This is a genomic window from Actinomadura sp. CNU-125 (genome assembly GCF_001942465.1).
Classification (GTDB): domain Bacteria; phylum Actinomycetota; class Actinomycetes; order Streptosporangiales; family Streptosporangiaceae; genus Spirillospora.
In genome coordinates, this window is sequence record NZ_MKJY01000399.1 from 1 (window position 1) to 15,800 (window position 15,800).

General features: G+C 72.1%; 12 protein-coding genes and 2 pseudogenes. 4 read left to right on the forward strand and 10 right to left on the reverse strand.

Annotated elements, in window-relative coordinates; translation table 11 throughout:
- Positions 1 to 2,460 (reverse strand): nitrate- and nitrite sensing domain-containing protein (locus BJF79_RS34765; RefSeq protein WP_075903806.1); only part of this gene is annotated, 2,460 nt, incomplete at its 3' end.
- A gap of 230 nt (positions 2,461 to 2,690) precedes the next feature.
- Here BJF79_RS34765 and BJF79_RS34770 point away from each other — a divergent pair.
- Positions 2,691 to 3,857 carry an ABC transporter substrate-binding protein gene (locus BJF79_RS34770; RefSeq protein ID WP_075903808.1) on the forward strand — a complete coding sequence of 389 codons (1,167 nt, stop codon included), beginning with the start codon at positions 2,691 to 2,693 and terminating at the stop codon, positions 3,855 to 3,857.
- On the opposite strand, the gene BJF79_RS63020 is transcribed toward BJF79_RS34770, so the two are convergent.
- The 5 genes from BJF79_RS63020 to BJF79_RS34790 all read right to left on the reverse strand — a co-directional run bounded on the left by BJF79_RS63020 (position 3,743) and on the right by BJF79_RS34790 (position 9,033).
- Positions 3,743 to 4,375: a polyprenyl synthetase family protein gene (locus BJF79_RS63020; RefSeq protein ID WP_262403000.1), complete on the reverse strand. Its 633-nt coding sequence runs from the start codon at positions 4,373 to 4,375 to the stop codon at positions 3,743 to 3,745. The genes BJF79_RS34770 and BJF79_RS63020 overlap by 115 nt on opposite strands.
- Positions 4,376 to 4,385: 10 nt before the next feature.
- On the reverse strand, positions 4,386 to 4,964 hold the full coding sequence (locus tag BJF79_RS63025; protein ID WP_262403001.1) for a polyprenyl synthetase family protein: 579 nt from the start codon (positions 4,962 to 4,964) through the stop codon (positions 4,386 to 4,388).
- A 109-nt stretch (positions 4,965 to 5,073) separates the two neighbouring features.
- On the reverse strand, positions 5,074 to 6,459 hold the full coding sequence (locus BJF79_RS34780; protein WP_262403002.1) for a family 2B encapsulin nanocompartment shell protein: 1,386 nt from the start codon (positions 6,457 to 6,459) through the stop codon (positions 5,074 to 5,076).
- Between the two features lie 554 nt (positions 6,460 to 7,013).
- Positions 7,014 to 8,402 carry an MFS transporter gene (locus BJF79_RS34785; RefSeq protein WP_083734469.1) on the reverse strand — a complete coding sequence of 463 codons (1,389 nt, stop codon included), beginning with the start codon at positions 8,400 to 8,402 and terminating at the stop codon, positions 7,014 to 7,016.
- A gap of 64 nt (positions 8,403 to 8,466) precedes the next feature.
- Positions 8,467 to 9,033, reverse strand: coding sequence for a hypothetical protein (locus BJF79_RS34790; protein ID WP_075903812.1), 567 nt, complete (start codon positions 9,031 to 9,033; stop codon positions 8,467 to 8,469).
- A 197-nt stretch (positions 9,034 to 9,230) separates the two neighbouring features.
- Here BJF79_RS34790 and lpdA point away from each other — a divergent pair, with 197 nt between their 5' ends.
- A complete protein-coding gene (gene lpdA, locus BJF79_RS34795) occupies positions 9,231 to 10,634 on the forward strand; it encodes a dihydrolipoyl dehydrogenase (RefSeq protein ID WP_075903814.1) in 1,404 nt (467 codons plus the stop codon).
- 75 nt (positions 10,635 to 10,709) lie between these two features.
- Here lpdA and BJF79_RS34800 read toward each other — a convergent pair whose 3' ends face one another.
- The 4 genes and pseudogenes from BJF79_RS34800 to BJF79_RS67685 form a co-directional block, all read right to left on the reverse strand.
- Positions 10,710 to 11,564, reverse strand: coding sequence for a phosphorothioated DNA-binding restriction endonuclease (locus BJF79_RS34800; protein ID WP_075903816.1), 855 nt, complete (start codon positions 11,562 to 11,564; stop codon positions 10,710 to 10,712).
- A gap of 14 nt (positions 11,565 to 11,578) precedes the next feature.
- A complete protein-coding gene (locus tag BJF79_RS63030) occupies positions 11,579 to 11,710 on the reverse strand; it encodes a hypothetical protein (RefSeq protein ID WP_262403003.1) in 132 nt (43 codons plus the stop codon).
- 171 nt (positions 11,711 to 11,881) lie between these two features.
- Positions 11,882 to 12,559 (reverse strand): annotated as a pseudogene (locus BJF79_RS67680) (hypothetical protein); the annotation flags it as partial.
- A gap of 143 nt (positions 12,560 to 12,702) precedes the next feature.
- Positions 12,703 to 12,852: pseudogene (locus BJF79_RS67685) on the reverse strand (hypothetical protein); the annotation flags it as partial.
- A gap of 89 nt (positions 12,853 to 12,941) precedes the next feature.
- Here BJF79_RS67685 and BJF79_RS34815 point away from each other — a divergent pair.
- Positions 12,942 to 13,805, forward strand: coding sequence for an NAD(P)H-binding protein (locus BJF79_RS34815; protein ID WP_075903870.1), 864 nt, complete (start codon positions 12,942 to 12,944; stop codon positions 13,803 to 13,805).
- A gap of 71 nt (positions 13,806 to 13,876) precedes the next feature.
- Positions 13,877 to 15,757 (forward strand): Na+/H+ antiporter NhaA, encoded by a 1,881-nt coding sequence (locus BJF79_RS34820; RefSeq protein ID WP_075903872.1) that lies wholly within the window; start codon positions 13,877 to 13,879, stop codon positions 15,755 to 15,757.
- Positions 15,758 to 15,800 lie beyond the last annotated feature (43 nt).

Genomic DNA, 15,800 nt, shown 5'->3' on the forward strand with positions numbered 1-15,800 from the left:
CCCCTCGGAGTGCGAACCCTCCGAGCGCCGCCCTCGGAACCCGAGCCCTCGGAGTACGGCCCCTCGAAGCGGTCCTCGGAACCCGAGCCTCGGAACCCGGGCCCTCGGAGTGCGGGGTTTCGGGGCGTGGACCTCGGGACGCGCCCCTTCGGACCACGAGACTTCGGGGCGCGGGCCTTCGGCTTGCGGGCCCTCGGGGGTCGGGAAGGCGGGGTAGGAGACTTCGGCGCTCGGGGAGTCGGAGGGTGCGGCGCGGCGGCGGCGGGGCAGCGGCGTCTTGCGGGGGGCCGCGGTCGGCGTCGTGCGTCCCGTCCGTGCCGAAGGTGTCCGCGTCGACCATCGTGGCGGGGAGGCGGAGGACGGAGCCGCGGTCCTCGGCGGGGAGCGGCGGGGCGGCGACCGTGCCCGCCGGGACGAGCGCCTCCTCCGCGCGGCGGGTGGTGATGGCGGGCGGCCGTCGGGGTCGTCGGGGTCGTCGGGGCGGACGACCAGCTCCTCGGGGATGAGGACGATCGCGGTCATGCCGCCGTACGGGGAGGTCCGCAGCGTGACCTTGACGCCGTGCCGGCGGGCGAGGCGGCCGACGACGAACAGGCCGAGGCGGCCGCTGTCGGACAGGTCGAACTCCTCGGCGGTCGCGAGGCGTTCGTTCGCGGCGGCGAGCGAGGCGGCGTCCATGGACAGGCCGCGGTCCTCGACCTCGATGCCGTAGCCGTGCGCGACGGCCTGGCCGTGGACCTGCACGGTCGTGTGCGGCGGCGAGAACACGGTGGCGTTCTCGATCAGTTCGGCGAGCAGGTGGATGATGTCGGCGACGGCGGGGCCGACGATGGCGGCGCCGGCCATCGGGGCGACGTTGACGCGGGTGTAGTCCTCGACCTCGGACGCGGCGGCGCGCGCGACGTCGACGACGGCGACGGGGGTGCGCCAGCCGCGGCCGGGCGGCCGCCCGGACAGGATGATGAGGCCTTCGGCGTGCCGCCGCATTCGGGTGGCGAGGTGGTCGACGCGGAAGAGGTCTTCGAGGTCGTCGGGTTCCTCGATGCGGCGCTCCATGGCGTCCAGCAGCTTGAGCTGGCGGTGCAGCAGCGTCTGGCTGCGGCGGGCGAGGTTGACGAACACCTCGCCGACGTTGCGGCGCAGCGTCGCCTCGGCGACGGCCTCCTGGATGGCGGTGCGGCGGGCGGCGTTGAACGCCTCGCCGACCTCGTCGATCTCGCGGGCGGCGAAGGCGAGCGGCGGGGCCTCGGCGGCGACGTCGACCTCCTCGCCGCGGCGGAGCCGGGCGACGACGCCGGGCAGCCGGACGTCGGCGAGGTCGATCGCCTCGCGGCGCAGCCGGGCCAGTTCGCGGATGATCGAGCGCGCCACCCACACGGCGATGACCAGGGACGCGACGACGGCGAGGACACCGAGCAGCCCGGCGAGGACGACCCGCGTGATGATCTCGTCGGAGATCGGTTCGGCGCGTTTCTCGGCGCCCGCGGCGAGCGACAGTTCGAGTCCGCGCATCCGGGTGAGGTTGGAGTCGACGGTGGTCTTCCACAGCCGTCCGGCCTCACCGGCGTTCGCGACGGCCTTGCGCGACCCGACGAAGTGCTCTTCGAGCGCGTGCAGCCGCCGGTACGCGGGGAACTGCACGACGCGTTCGTAGTACGCGCGCTCGTCCGGGCGCAGGTCGGCCGCCGCGTGCGCGTACAGGGTGCGCTGCGCGCCGACGAGCTGGACGAACGTGGAGTGCTCGCCGCTCGTCATGCCCCCGGCGGCGAGGGCCCCGGCGAGCCACGCGTTCTCCTGCGCGAGCGCCTCCCGGGCCTCGGACAGTTCGGCCTGGCTGCGCGCGTCCTTGGCGACCTCGGCGTTGTCGAGGGTGACGAGCGAGCCCTGCAGTGCGCCGACGTCGCCGAGCAGCGCGGTGTAGTCGGCGAACGCGCGCCGCCGGTCGATGGTGCCGGAGTCGATGGCGCGGCGCCGCTCGGCGAGGCCGTCGAGGGTCTGCAGGATCTTGTCGGCGAGCCGCCGCGTCCGTCCCGGCACGTCCTCCTCGTGGACGGCGAGTTCGCGGAACAGGTCGGCCTGCCGGTCGGTGACGAGCCGTCCGGACTCCATCGCGGCGCCGGCGGTGGTGTCGCGCCCGCCGAGGTACACCATCGAGAGCCGGCGTTCCTCCTGCAGTGCGCTGCCGAGGGCGCCCGCCGGGTAGGCGTAGTGGTCCTGGACGGTCTCGACGTGCCGCAGGTTCAGTCCCTCGCCGAGCGCGATGTTCGCGGCGAACGTCCACAGGAGTGCGAGCGAGACCACCGAGACGGTGACCATCAGCACGACCTTGAAACGGATGGAGCGGAACCGCGCGGCCTTGGGGCCGCGCCGCTCCGGCGCGGCCGGGGTCGTCTGTTCGGCCTGGTCGGACGGCTGGACGGCGGGGACCGCGGGGGCCGCGGAACGGCCTCGATGTGCCACTTTCAGGGGAACTTTCGGTTGTGCGGGATCTTGGGGGGAGCGTCAGGAGAGCCTAGGACGCGGCGGGCCGCGTGTCGAGATCATCACGGTAGGTATGTACGGACGCCCGAAAATACCTCTACGATCATCCGGCGTGATGCCCGAAATACCCCGCGAGTCCCCTACGCACCGTCCGAACGTCCGGCCGGCGCGCCCGTCCCGTCAGGCCCCGGCGCCGCCGCGGACGGTCCGTGCTCGCCGCGGGCGCGCTGGCGATCGTCGCGGCTGACGGCGCGTGCGTCGGCGGCGACGACGCGGCCGTGACCCCGTCGGCGCCGCCCGACCTGCCGATGCGGCAGGACATCGGCGAGGGCGAGGGGCGGCTCGACCTGGTGGTGTGGGCCGGGTACGCCGAGGACGGGTCGCACGATCCGAAGGTCGACTGGGTGACGCCGTTCGAGAAGGCGACCGGCTGCCAGGTCAACGCGAAGATCGCCGACACGTCCGACGCGATGGTCGCGCTGATGGAGACGGGACGCTACGACGGGGTGTCGGCGTCCGGGGACGCGAGCCTGCGGCTGATCAACGGGGGCCTCGTCGCGCCCGTCAACACCCGCCTTCTCCGCAACTATGGCGACATCGCGCCGTATCTGAAGAACCAGCCGTACAACTCCGTCGACGGCCAGATGTACGGCGTCCCGCACGGGTACGGCGCGAACATCCTGATGTACCGGACGGACAAGCTGCCGCGGCCGCCGGAGTCGTGGAGCGTCGTGTGGGAGGAGGACTCGCCCGCCGCCGGGCACGTCGTCGCCTACGACTCCCCCATCTACATCGCCGACGCGGCCCTCTACCTGAAGGCGCACCGGCCCGAACTCGGCATCGAGGACGTCTACGCGCTCGACGAGGAGCAGTTCGCGGCGGCCGTCGACCTGCTCCGGCGGCAGCGGCCGAACGTCAACCAGTACTGGCACAACTACCTGGACGAACTCCAGTCTTTCGAGATCGGCTCGAACTACGCGGGGACGGCCTGGCAGGTGACGGCGAACCTGGCGAAGGCGCAGAAGATCCCGATCGCGACCACCATCCCGAGCGAGGGCGCGACCGGCTGGTCGGACACCTGGATGCTGTCCTCGAAGGCCGAGCATCCGTCCTGCGCCTACCAGTGGATGAACTGGGTCACGACGCCGAAGGTGCAGGCGCAGGTCGGGCAGTGGTTCGGGGAGGCGCCGGCGAACCCGAAGGCGTGCCGGTACACCGCCGCGGGCTTCTGCGAGACGTACCGCGTCGGCGACCGGGAGTTCTACGACCGCATCGCGTTCTGGCGCACGCCGGTCGAGCAGTGCGGCGACGACCGCGGCGACGAGTGCGTCCCGTACGACCGGTGGACGCGGGCATGGACGGAGATCAAGGGCTGACCCCGTCGGGGAGACGCGGCCGACGCCGCGTCCCCTGACCGGCGCGCGGACGACGCGTCAGTGGTCGCGGTGGGTGAGCAGGTGCGCCAGGGCGCCGAGTTCGGCCGCCGCGGTCGGGGCGGGGTCGGCCGCGTCCAGGTCGGTGAGCGCGGCCGCGCAGAGGGCGTCGGCTTCGCGGGCCGCCCACTCGCGCGCGCCCGCGCTCGACGAGCGCGGCGAGCGGGCGGCGTCGCGTCGGCGAGCGGGGCGTCGCGGCGGTAGATCTCGGCGAGTTCGCCGCCCGCCGGGGTGCCGGACTCCAGCGCCGCGACCACCGGCAGCGACTGCTTCCGGTTGCGCAGGTCGGAGTGGACGGGTTTGCCGGTGACGTCCGGGTCGCCCCAGATGCCGAGCAGGTCGTCGGCGAGCTGGAACGCCAGCCCGACGCGTTCGCCGAACGAGCCGAGCAGCTCGGCCCGCCGGGCGGCCGCCTTCCGCGCCCGGCTGCGGCGCCGCCGTGCACGGCGCCGAGCGCGCACGCCGCACCGATCAGCGCGCCCGTCTTGCGGCCCGCCATCGCCAGGCATTCGGCGAGCGGCACCGCCGCGCGCCGCTCGAACGACAGGTCCTCGCCCTGCCCCTCGACCAGTTCGAGGACGGCGCGGCCGAGGGTCCGGACGGACGACGCCGGGGCGGGCCGCCCGCCAGGTTCGAAGGCGCGGCGAGCAGCGCGTCGCCCGCCAGGATCGCGGCGTTCGCACCGAACACCGTCCAGGCGGTCGGGCGGTGCCGCCGGGTGGCGTCGCCGTCCATCACGTCGTCGTGCAGCAGCGAGAAGTTGTGCGCCAGCTCGACGGCGACGGCGGCGGGCAGCGCCGCGGCGGCCGTCCCCCCGACGGCCGCCGCGGACAGCAGCGCCAGCGCCGGGCGGACGGCCTTGCCCGCGTCGCCCGCCGCGGGGCGGCCTTCGGCGTCCCGCCAGCCGAAGTGGAACTCGGCGATGTCGCGGGTCGCGTCGAGCAGCTCGTCGATCGCCGCGCGCAGCGCCGGATCGAGCAGCGCCCGGCTCCACGCCAGCACCTCGGCGGGCGGTCGCGGCGGCGCGTCGTTCCAGGAAGAGACTGACATGACGGGCCTTCCCTCGGCGGGGCGTGGGGGGCGCCGCGGATGCGCGCCCCTGTAGCGCACCCGCGGCCGGGACCGCGGCGTCCTCCGGCCGGGGACGCCCGGGCGGGCGTCAGGCTCCGTGCGCGATCTCGACGGACTCCAGCATCGCGAGCGCGTCCGGCACCAGGACGGCCGCCGAGTAGTAGGCGCTGACCAGGTACTTGATGAGCGCCTTCTCGTCGATGCCCATGAACCGCACCGACAGCCCCGGCTGGTACTCGTCCGGCAGGCCGGTCTGGTGGAGGCCGACGACGCCCTGGGCCGCCTCGCCGGTGCGCATCAGCAGGATCGAGCTGGTGCGGCGGCTGCTCACCGGAAGCTTGTCGGAGGGGAAGATCGGCACGCCGCGCCAGGCGGGGACCCGCTGGCCGAGGACGTCGACGTGCTCGGGGTAGACGCCGCGGGTGCTGCACTCGCGGCCGAACGCGGCGATCGCCTTCGGGTGGGCGAGGAAGAACGCCGGTTCCTTCCAGACGAGGGTGAGCAGCTCGTCCATGTCGTCGGGGGTGGGCGGGCCGCTGCGGGTGTGGATGCGCTGCGACAGGGCGGAGTTGTGCAGCAGCCCGAAGTCGCTGTTGTTGACCAGCTCGTGCTCCTGGCGTTCCCGCAGCGCCTCGATGGTGAGCCGGAGCTGCTGCTCCACCTGGTCCATCGGCTGGTTGTACAGGTCGGCGACGCGGGTGTGGACGCGCAGGACCGTCTGCGCGACGCTCAGCTCGTACTCGCGCGGCGCGGCCTCGTAGTCGACGAACGTGCCGGGCAGCGTCGGCTCGCCCGCGTGACCGGCCGACAGGTCGATCAGCGCCTCACCGTGCGCGTTGTGCGCGCGCGCCGGGGTGTTGCGGTATTCGTCGAGGTGGGCTTGGAGGGTCGGCGACTGCCCGAGCGTCTCCTGGAAGTCGGTCACGCTCATGGTGAGCAGCGTGCAGGATGTGACCGCCTTGACCGTGCTGTCCCATTCGGGCGATTCCTCCTCGCCGAGGAGGGCCTGGTCGCCGAAGAAGTCGCCGTCGGCGAGCGTCCCGTGCACCGCCTCGGTGCCGTACTCGCCCGCCGTCGTACGGCTGAGCTTGCCGTGCGCGACGAGGACGACCTTGTCGACGGCCCGGCCCTCCTCGACGATGACCTCGCCGGGCTCGTACTCGTGCTGGACGAACCGTCCGGCGAGGGCGTCGAGGGCCAGATCGTCGTCGTAGCCGCGCAGCGGGGGCAGTTCGCACAGCTCGCGGGGGATGACGCGCACGTCCGCGCCCGTCGTCACGAACGTCACCCGGCCGTCGCCGAGCGTGTAGGTGAGCCGCCGGTTGACCCGGTAGGCGCCGCCCTTGGCCTCCGTCCAGGGCAGCAGCCGGAGCAGCCAGCGGGAGGTGATGCCCTGCATCTGCGGGACGGTCTTGGTCGTGGTCGCCAGATTCCGTGCCGCCGAAGTGCCGAGGCTCAACTGCTGTTCCGTCACGTGCACACCACCGATTCGTCGCCGTTCGCTTCGGAAATGGTCGAACGGACATGGAAAGACGGGGTCGATGTTCGACCCGGTCTTTCCGCTGGCACCGTCCGCCCTGCCAACGGTGACGCTACCGACGGTAACGGCTTGGGCGCAACGTGCGATCACCTTCACCCTTGCTTTACCCCGGGGTCACAGGAGTCGAACCCCGCCGTGATGGCGTCCCGCCGGACGCTCGTCCGGACGTCCCGGCGAGCAGCGCGACGACCACCGGTTTTTACGATTCGCTCAGGTTTCGCCGCAGGTCAGGGCTCTCCAAAGTGGGACAAATCACCGGTTTCAACGGCCGTAGCACGGAAACATGGGGCGCATCCTGTTGTTGAGACTGGATGCGCAGCGGGTTCCGGCGAGAGGGACCCGGTGGAACCGAGAGGAGGCCCCCAGTGATCGTGTGGACCGCACTCGTAATGGAGACCGTCGCCGGCCTGGTGATCGCCGGCTCGCTGGTGGGCTGGGCCCGCCGGCATTTCGCCCGCTGACAAAAGCGGTAGATCACAAGAGAATGGTCATTTCACCCCGGAACTTTCGAGTTCCGGGGTGTCCTCGTTCCCGACCCGGTCGATCGGCACCCGCGCCGTCTCCGGGATCTTCAGGATCGGCACGAACGCCACCGCCGCCGCGAGCATCAGGTAGAACGCGGGCACGTAGTTCGAGTCCGTCACGCTGATCAGCGAACCGACCACGACCGCGGTCGTCCCGCCGAACAGCGACGTCGAGATGTTGTAGCCGATCGCGAACGCCCCGTACCGCACGTTCGTCGGGAAGATCGCCGGGAACGTCGAGCCGATCACCGCCAGCATCAGCACCAGCAGCCCGCCGACGATCGCGTACCCGGCCAGGACGCCCAGCGTGTCGTTCGTCTGCATCAGCGCGAACGCGGGCCAGGCCAGCACGAAGAACCCGACCGCCGCCGCGATCAGCAGCGGCTTGCGGCCGATCCGGTCCGACAGCGCGCCCAGCGGCACGATGAACAGGATCATCACCGCCTCTACCCCGATCGTGACCAGCTGCGACGACGTGTCGTCGTAGTCGAGGTAGTCGATCAGGTAGGACGGCATGAACGTCAGCATCGTGTAGTCCGCGATGTTCAGCAGGAACACGATGCCGATCAGCAGGAGGATCCGGCGCTTGTAGTGCTGCAGCGTCTCCTTCAGCGGCGACGCGGCCTTCTTGCCCGCCTCCTCCATGTGCTGGAACGTCGGGGTGTCCTCGATCCGCGTCCGGACGTACAGGCCGACGATGCCGAGCGGCAGGGCGACCAGGAACGGGATCCGCCAGCCCCAGTCGCGCATCGCCTCGTCGCCGAGCACGACCGTCATCAGCAGCACCAGGCCCGCGCCGAGGATGTAGCCGACCAGCGTGCCGAGCTCCAGGAAGCTGCCGTAGAACCCGCGTTTGTTCGTCGGCGCGTACTCGGCGATCATCGTCGCCGCGCCGCCGTACTCGCCGCCCGTCGAGAACCCCTGGATGAGCCGGACGCCCAGCAGCACCAGCGGCGCGGCGATGCCGATCACCGCGTAGCTGGGCAGGATCCCGATCACGAACGTCGCGCCGGACATCAGGATGATCGTGGTGGCCAGCACCCGCTTGCGGCCGAGCTTGTCGCCCATCGGGCCGAAGAACAGCCCGCCGAACGGACGGGCGAGGAACGCCGCCGCGATCAGCGCGAACGACCGCAGCGTCGCGCTGCCCGCCGAATCCTCGGGGAAGAAGACCTCCCCGATGATCGCGGTCATGACCCCGGCGCTGAACACGCCGAAGTCGAACCACTCGATGCAGTTGCCCATCGCGGAGGCGATCACGGCCTTGCGCACCGCCGCCTCGTCGACCTCCGCTTCGCCGCCCGCCGATCCCGGTTCCGGCTCCGCGGGCGCCGCTCCGGACTCAGAGCTCATCGGCACCTCCCGGCCCTGGACCCTGCCCGAAGATCGACAAAGCTAACTCCGGGGGGCGGACCGGTCACCCTCTGCGCGACTCCTCGATCGCTTCTTCGAGGTCCGCGGTGTCCCCGGCCGGGTCCGCGTCGCCGTCGAGGCCGTCATCGAGGTCGTCGTCGAGGTCGTCGCCGTCACGGTCGCGGTCGCCGTCGCCGTCCTCGCCCATGCCGAGCAGCTCGTCGGTCAGCTCGGGCAGGCTCCAGGTGCGCTGCGGGTCGTCGGACGCGTCCAGCAGATCGTCCTCCGGGATCGGGACGATCGCCTGCGTCTCCACCGCCTCCCGCGTGATCACTCCGCTGGCCATGACGTTGTACCGGTGCCGCAGCGCCCCGTTCTCGCGCAGCAGGTCGTCCACCTCGCGCCGGGCCCGCGCGACCCGCCGCGCCATCCGGCTGTGCATCATGTAACCGCCCGCGGACGCCCCGAGGACGAACCCCGCGACCGGCAGGCCGACGGCCGGCGGGACGAGCGCCGTCACCAGCGCCACGAGGACGAGCACCAGCACGACCAGCACGAACACGATCGCGAGTGCCCGCAAGTGCTGCTCCATCCAGTCCAGGACGGCGTTGACGCGCTTGGGGATCCGCACTCGTCTTCTCCTCCGGTTCCGGGCGGGACGAACATCTGCCGACAACGACCGGGTGGGCTCGCCCTGTTCCACACCGCCGGCGAGACAACAGTACGTGACCGTACCGTCCGCTCGGCGACGTCTCCCTCCCCACCGGGGGCCGTCTCACGCGCGACCAGGATGCGAGCACCGCCCGCGGCGGAATATCGTCAGTGGATATGAGCGAACACTTTGATGTCGTGGTCCTGGGCGCGGGCCCGGGTGGATATGTCGCCGCGATCCGGTCGGCACAGCTCGGGCTGAAGACGGCGATCATCGAGGAGAAGTACTGGGGCGGGGTCTGCCTCAACGTCGGCTGCATCCCCTCGAAGGCGCTGCTGCGCAACGCCGAGCTCGCGCACATCTTCACCCAGGAGCAGAAGACCTACGGGATCAACGTCGAAGGGCAGGTGTCCTTCGACTACGGCGTCGCCTTCCAGCGGAGCCGCCAGGTATCGGACAAGCTCGTCAAGGGCGTCCAGTTCCTGATGAAGAAGAACAAGATCACCTCCTATGACGGCCGGGGCACCTTCACCGACCCGAACACCCTGCAGGTCGCGAAGGCGGACGGTTCGTCCGACACCGTCACCTTCGACAACTGCATCATCGCCGCGGGCGCGCACACCAAGCTGCTGCCCGGGACGTCCCTGTCCGAGCGGGTCGTCACCTACGAGGAGCAGATCCTCAGCTCGGAGCTGCCGGAGAGCATCGTGATCGCGGGCGCCGGGGCGATCGGCGTCGAGTTCGCGTACGTCCTGCACAACTACGGCGTCAAGGTCACGATCGTCGAGTTCCTCGACCGGATGGTCCCGAACGAGGACGCCGACGTCTCCAAGGAGCTCGCCAAGCGTTACCGCAAGCTCGGCATCGACGTCCTGACCTCCACCCGCGTCGACTCCATCGACGACTCGGGCGACAAGGTCAAGGTGTCGATCACCGGCAAGGCCGGCGAGCAGCAGGTCATCGAGACCGACAAGGTCCTGCAGGCCATCGGCTTCCAGCCGAACGTCGAGGGCTACGGGCTCGACAAGGCCGGGGTGGGGCTCACCGAGCGCGGCGCGATCGACGTCGACGGCCGCTGCCGCACGTCCGTCCCGCACATCTACGCCATCGGCGACGTCACCGCCAAGCTGATGCTCGCGCACGCCGCCGAGGCCATGGGCATCGTCGCCGCCGAGACCATCGCCGACGCCGAGACGATGGAACTCGAATACGTGATGATCCCGCGCGCCACCTACTGCCAGCCGCAGATCGCCTCGTTCGGCTGGACGGAGGCGCAGGCGAAGGAGCAGGGCTTCGACGTCAAGGTCGCCAAGTTCCCCTACAGCGCCAACGGCAAGGCGCTCGGGATGGGCGAGGGCGACGGCTTCGTGAAGGTCATCAGCGACGCCAAGTACGGCGAGCTCCTCGGCGCCCACCTGATCGGCCCGGAGGTCACCGAACTGCTGCCGCAGCTCACGCTGGCCCAGCAGTGGGACCTCACCGTCCACGAGGTGGCGCGCAACATCCACGCCCACCCGACGCTGGGCGAGGCCGTCAAGGAGGCCGTGCACGGCCTCGCGGGGCACATGATCAACATGTGAGCGCGCGGGCGTGTCCGGCCGCCGGGCACGCCCCGCTCAAGCCGTCCCGGCCGGCGTCCCGGTCAGGCGGCCCGGTCACGCGGCCCGCGGCTCGCCGCGGAAGACCTCCCGCCCGTGCCACGCCACCCGCTCGGCGGCCACGGCCGGGAACGCCGCCTGCGGCGGGATCACCGGACGGCCCGCGAGCGCGAAGACCTGCGCCCGCGCGGCCTCGCCGCGCCCCACGAACATCGTCGACACGGTGATCCGGCCGTCCACGGTCATGCCGAGGACGCCCTTGTCGAACAGCTTGTGGTGCAGCGTGCACAGGCACACGCCGTTGGCGACGTCGTCGGGCCCGTTGAACGCCCACCACTGGACGTGCGCGGCGTCGAGCCCGACGGCCGTCCCCTCCAGGGCCCCGTCGAACCCGCAGAACGCGCACCGGGACTCGTAGGCGATCAGCACGAGGTTGCGGAAGTCCCGGTCGCGCCTGCGGGCCCCGTCGACCGCGAGGCCCACCTGCGCGCACAGCTCCTCGTGCAGCGACGGCTCGAAGTTCGCATCGAGGATCGCGCGGCCGAGCCGGGCGGCGAGGCCCGGATCGTCCCGCAGGTCCCGCACCAGTTCGTCGGTGAACCTCCCGGCGGCGTTCGACCGCCGCAGCGGCCCCACGTTCGGGCCGGGGCTGCCGCCGCCGTCGTCGGTCCGGACGTGCCACAGCCCGTCGTTCGTCAGGTGGTGGAACGGGTACGCGGGGCTGCTGCCTTTGCGCCAGAACTCGTCCAGCATGTGCCCGAGCCGGTCTTCGGCGTCGCGGTAGACGATCGGTTCGTCGCCGTGGTTCTGGAAGTGCCCCAGCGCGTACAGCAGCAGCAACGGCTTGTGCGGCGCTCGCGTGTCGCCCCGCCGCCACTGGTTAAGATTCGTGACCCGCTCCACCCAATCCACGGCGGAACATACTGTCAGTCGCGCTTGCGGTCGGGCCAGAGCGCGTAGGAGAGCAGGACGGCGGCCCAGATGGCGAGCGGCACCAGCGGCCAGTAGAACTCCCACTGCCCGTCGCGGACGGCGTCGACGGCCCAGATCGTCGTCATGATCAACGCGCCGCCGCCCCAGTAGCCCCACTCCTTGCGCCACTCGCGCTTGTCGGCCTCGGCTCGGGCGGCCTCGCGGGCGGCGGTCCGCCGGGCGAGCGCCGCCCGCGAGACCGGCAGGTCGGCGGTGAGGGGCCGCAGGTCGCCGACGGTGACGGCGGACGCGGCCCGCTGCAACCGGCGGTCGTACTCCGCCGTGTCGAGGGCGCCTTCGGCGAGGGCGTCGCCGAGGCGTTCGAAGCGCGTCGCGGTCGCCGTCGGACGCCCGCAGGTCCGCGCGCTCGGTATCGGGGACGGGTCGTGATTCCATCGTGGCTCCCGTGGAGTGCTGGTCTCTCCAGGGTCGCGGGCGGGAGGGCGCCCGTTCGTCCTCCACGGTGACGATCCCGAGTACATCGTTCGCACGATCCCGGCATCATCCGTCCGCGGCGAGGCGGTCCAGCCATTCCCGGAGCAGCAGCCGCTCGGCACGGCTGAGGGACGTCCGCTCGGGCAGCGCGGCGCGCAGCGCGGGCGGCTCCGGCGGCGCCCGCCTCCCGGACGGCCGGCCGTTCGGTGGTGACGGCGGTGACCATCGACTCCCGCAGTGCCGTCAGCAGGGCGGGGTCGCGGCGGTCCTCCGGCAGGGACAGCCAGGTCAGCACCGCGCCGCGCGCCGTGGCGTGGACGATCGTGGCCGCGAGGTCCTCGCCGACGCGGAGCCGCCCGGCGGCGGCGATGCGCCGGATCCGGCCCTTGAGGATCTCCATGCCGGTCTCGAAAGCGGCCGAGCCGGTTCTCGTGGGCTCGCTGTACATCACCGTGTACAGGGCGGGGTTGTCCAGGCCGAACTCGACCGCGAGGTCCCATCCGGCCGCCAGGTCCGCGACGGGGTCCGGCGGGGCGGGGTCGACGCGCTTGGCGGCGAGGAACGCGGCGAAGCCGTGCTCGGCCACCGCGTCCAGCAGCCCGTCCTTGTCGCCGAACAGCCGGTAGATGGCCGGTGGTTGCAGGCCCGCCGCGTCCGCGACGGCGCGGGTGGTGACCGCGTCGCGTCCGGCGCGCGCCAGCAGGTCGATGGTGGCCTCGATGACCCGCAGGCGGGTCTGCTCGCGCCCCGGGGGCGGGGAGGCGGGTTCGTCGCCGCTTGCACGTGGTGCCATGTATCAACGATATCGCGTTTGGAGTTCCAACGTTAATATCAGTGTTACGCTCAAACTGGTTCCACTGGAAACAACCGTTGGAGTACATCGTGATCATCGTGACCGGAGCCACCGGACGGCTCGGCCGGCAGATCGTCGAGAATCTGCTCGCCCGCGTCCCCGCCGACCGGATCGGCGCCAGCGTCCGCGACCCGCGGAACGCGCAGGAGCTCGCCGACCTGGGCGTTCGGGTGCGAAAGGGCGACTTCGCCGATCCGGCGGGCCTCGCCCACGCCTTCGAGGGCGCCGCCCAGGTGCTCATCGTCTCCGTCGACAAGACGGCCGACGAGGCCGTCCGGCTGCATCGCGCCGCGATCGGCGCGGCCGTCGCGGCGGGCGCCCGGCGCGTCCTCTACACCAGCCACATGGGGGCGAGCGCCTCGTCGCGCTTCCAGCCCTGCCGCGACCACGCCGCCACCGAGGACGCGCTCCGCGCGTCCGGTGTGCCGTTCACCGCGCTGCGCAACGGGTTCCACGCCGACAACGCGGTGCGGTTCCTCGAACCCGGGCTGGAATCCGGCGAGGTCGCGCTCCCCGCGGACGGGCCGGTCTGCTGGACCGCGCACGCCGACCTCGCCGCCGCGGCCGCCGCCGTCCTGGCCGACGAGGGACGCTTCGACGGCCCCACCCCGCCGCTCACCGCGGCGCGGGCGCTCACCTTCGACGACCTCGCCCGCATCGCCACCGAGGTCACCGGCCGCACCGTCACCCGGGTCGCCGCGCCCGACGACGCGTTCCGCGCCGGGCTGACCGGACGCGGCGTCCCCGCCCCGGCCGCCGACCAACTGCTGGGCATGTTCGCCGCCGCCCGCGACGGTGAGTTCGCCGCCGTCGATCCGACGCTGGCCGCGCTGATCGGCCGCGCGCCCGTCGGCATGGACACGGTGCTTCGGGGGCACATCTCCGGCGGCTGACCACCGCACCGCGTCCGGGGGCCATGCGGGCGACCCGGACGTCGACCGACCGCTCGAATGAGTACCCGACCATGGCCTTCGAACCCGCCGACTTCACGGGGCGGACGCAGTGCGGCAGCGGTTCGCGTTCACCGCTGCGCGACTTCCTGCGCACCGAGACCGGAAGCGCCGCCGTCCTCGTGGCGGCGGCGCTCATCGCGCTCGTGTGGGCGAACGCGGCGCCGTCGGCGTACGAGTCGTTCTGGGGAACCCACCTGTCCCTCCGGCTCGGCTCGCACGGGATCTCGCTCGACCTGCGCGAGTGGATCAACAGCGGCCTGATGACGCTGTTCTTCTTCGTCGTCGGGCTGGAGGCGCGCCGCGAGTTCGACATCGGTGAACTGCGCGAGCGCCGGCGGCTGGCCCTGCCGCTCGCCGCGGGCCTCAGCAGCATGATCGTGCCCATCGGTATCTACCTCGCGATCAACGCGGGCCACGGGACGGAGCAGGGCTGGGGCGTCGCGATGTCCACCGACACCGCGTTCGCGCTGGGCCTGCTGGCCGTCGTCGGCCGCCGGATGCCGCCCGGCCTGCGGATGTTCATCCTCACGATGAGCGTCGTCGACGACTTCCTCGCCCTCGGCGTCATCGCCGTCGCCTACGGCGACCGGCTCGCGGTGCCCGCCCTGGCGGTGGGCATCGCGGCGTTCGCCGTCATCCTGCTCGTCCGACGACTCGGCGTGCACGCGGGCGCCGTCTACGCGCTGCTGGGGGTCGTCATGTGGGCGGCGCTGCTCGACTCGGGGGTCGACCCCATCGTGACCGGCCTGGCCATGGGGCTGCTCACCTACGCCTACCCGGCCGGCCGCGCCGACCTGGAGCGGGCCAGCGGCCTGTTCCGGCTGTTCCGCGAACAGCCCACCCCCGAACTGGAGCGGCACCTGCGCGCCGGCATCGCCTCGACGATCTCTCCCAACGACCGTCTGCAGCGCATGTACCACCCGTGGACCAGCTACCTGGTGGTCCCGGTGTTCGCGCTCGCCAACACCGGCATCGACGTGGGCGGCGGCCGGTTGGCCGAGTCCTTCGCCTCGCCCATCACCCTCGGCATCGTCGCGGGCTACGTCGTCGGCAAACCGCTCGGCGTCGTCGCCGCGTCCGCGCTGACCACCGCCGCCTCGCGCGGGCGCGTCCGGCTCCCGGTCGGCTGGGGCGCCCTGACCGCCGGGGGCACGCTGTCCGCGGCGGCCTTCACCGTCTCCCTGCTCATCGCGACGCACGCCTTCGAGGGCGCGGAACTGGCGGACGCCAAGATCGGCGTGCTCAGCACGCTGCTGCTGTCGTTCCTGACGTCCCGCCTGGTCACCGCGGTGATCGCCGTGCTGCCGCCGTCGCTCCGCCGCCGGGCGCTGCTGGGCAAGGCGGAGACGATCATCGATCTGGCCGCCCCCGTCGACCCCGACGAGGACCACGTGCGGGGGCCGAGACACGCGCCGGTGACCATCGTCGAATACGGCGACTACGAATGCCCCTACTGCGGACGGGCCGAACCGGTCGTCCGCGAACTCCTCGCGGACTTCGGGGACGTCCGCTACGTCTGGCGCCACCTGCCGCTGACCGACGTGCACATCAACGCCCGGCTCGCGGCCGAGGCCGCGGAGGCCGCCGCGCGCCAGGGCCGGTTCTGGGACATGCACGACCTGCTGCTCGGCCACCAGGACGCCCTGCGGTTCGACGACCTGCTCACCTATGCGTCCGACCTCGGCCTGAACGGCCCGCGTTTCGAACGGGACCTGAACGAACACGCCGGCGCCCCGCGCGTCGCCGCGGACGTCGAGTCGGCCGATCTCAGCTCCGTGGCGGGCACGCCCACCTTCTTCGTCAACGGACGCAGGCACCACGGCGCCTACGACATCGCGAGCCTCTCGGCAGCGGTCCGCGCCGCCCGCGAGCGAGCCGCCCTCACCGAGTAGCGACCTGTGGCGCGGGTCACGGAACGGCGCCTGTCACAGGGAG

Bases quoted from the DNA above. Each gene is read 5' to 3' on its own strand.
- lpdA (WP_075903814.1), top strand. From the start codon at position 9,231: ATGAGCGAACACTTTGATGTCGTGGTCCTGGGCGCGGGCCCGGGTGGA.
- BJF79_RS34785 (WP_083734469.1), bottom strand. From the start codon at position 8,402: ATGAGCTCTGAGTCCGGAGCGGCGCCCGCGGAGCCGGAACCGGGATCG.
- BJF79_RS63025 (WP_262403001.1), bottom strand. From the start codon at position 4,964: ATGTCAGTCTCTTCCTGGAACGACGCGCCGCCGCGACCGCCCGCCGAG.
- BJF79_RS63030 (WP_262403003.1), bottom strand. From the start codon at position 11,710: ATGACGACGATCTGGGCCGTCGACGCCGTCCGCGACGGGCAGTGGGAG.
- BJF79_RS34820 (WP_075903872.1), top strand. From the start codon at position 13,877: ATGGCCTTCGAACCCGCCGACTTCACGGGGCGGACGCAGTGCGGCAGC.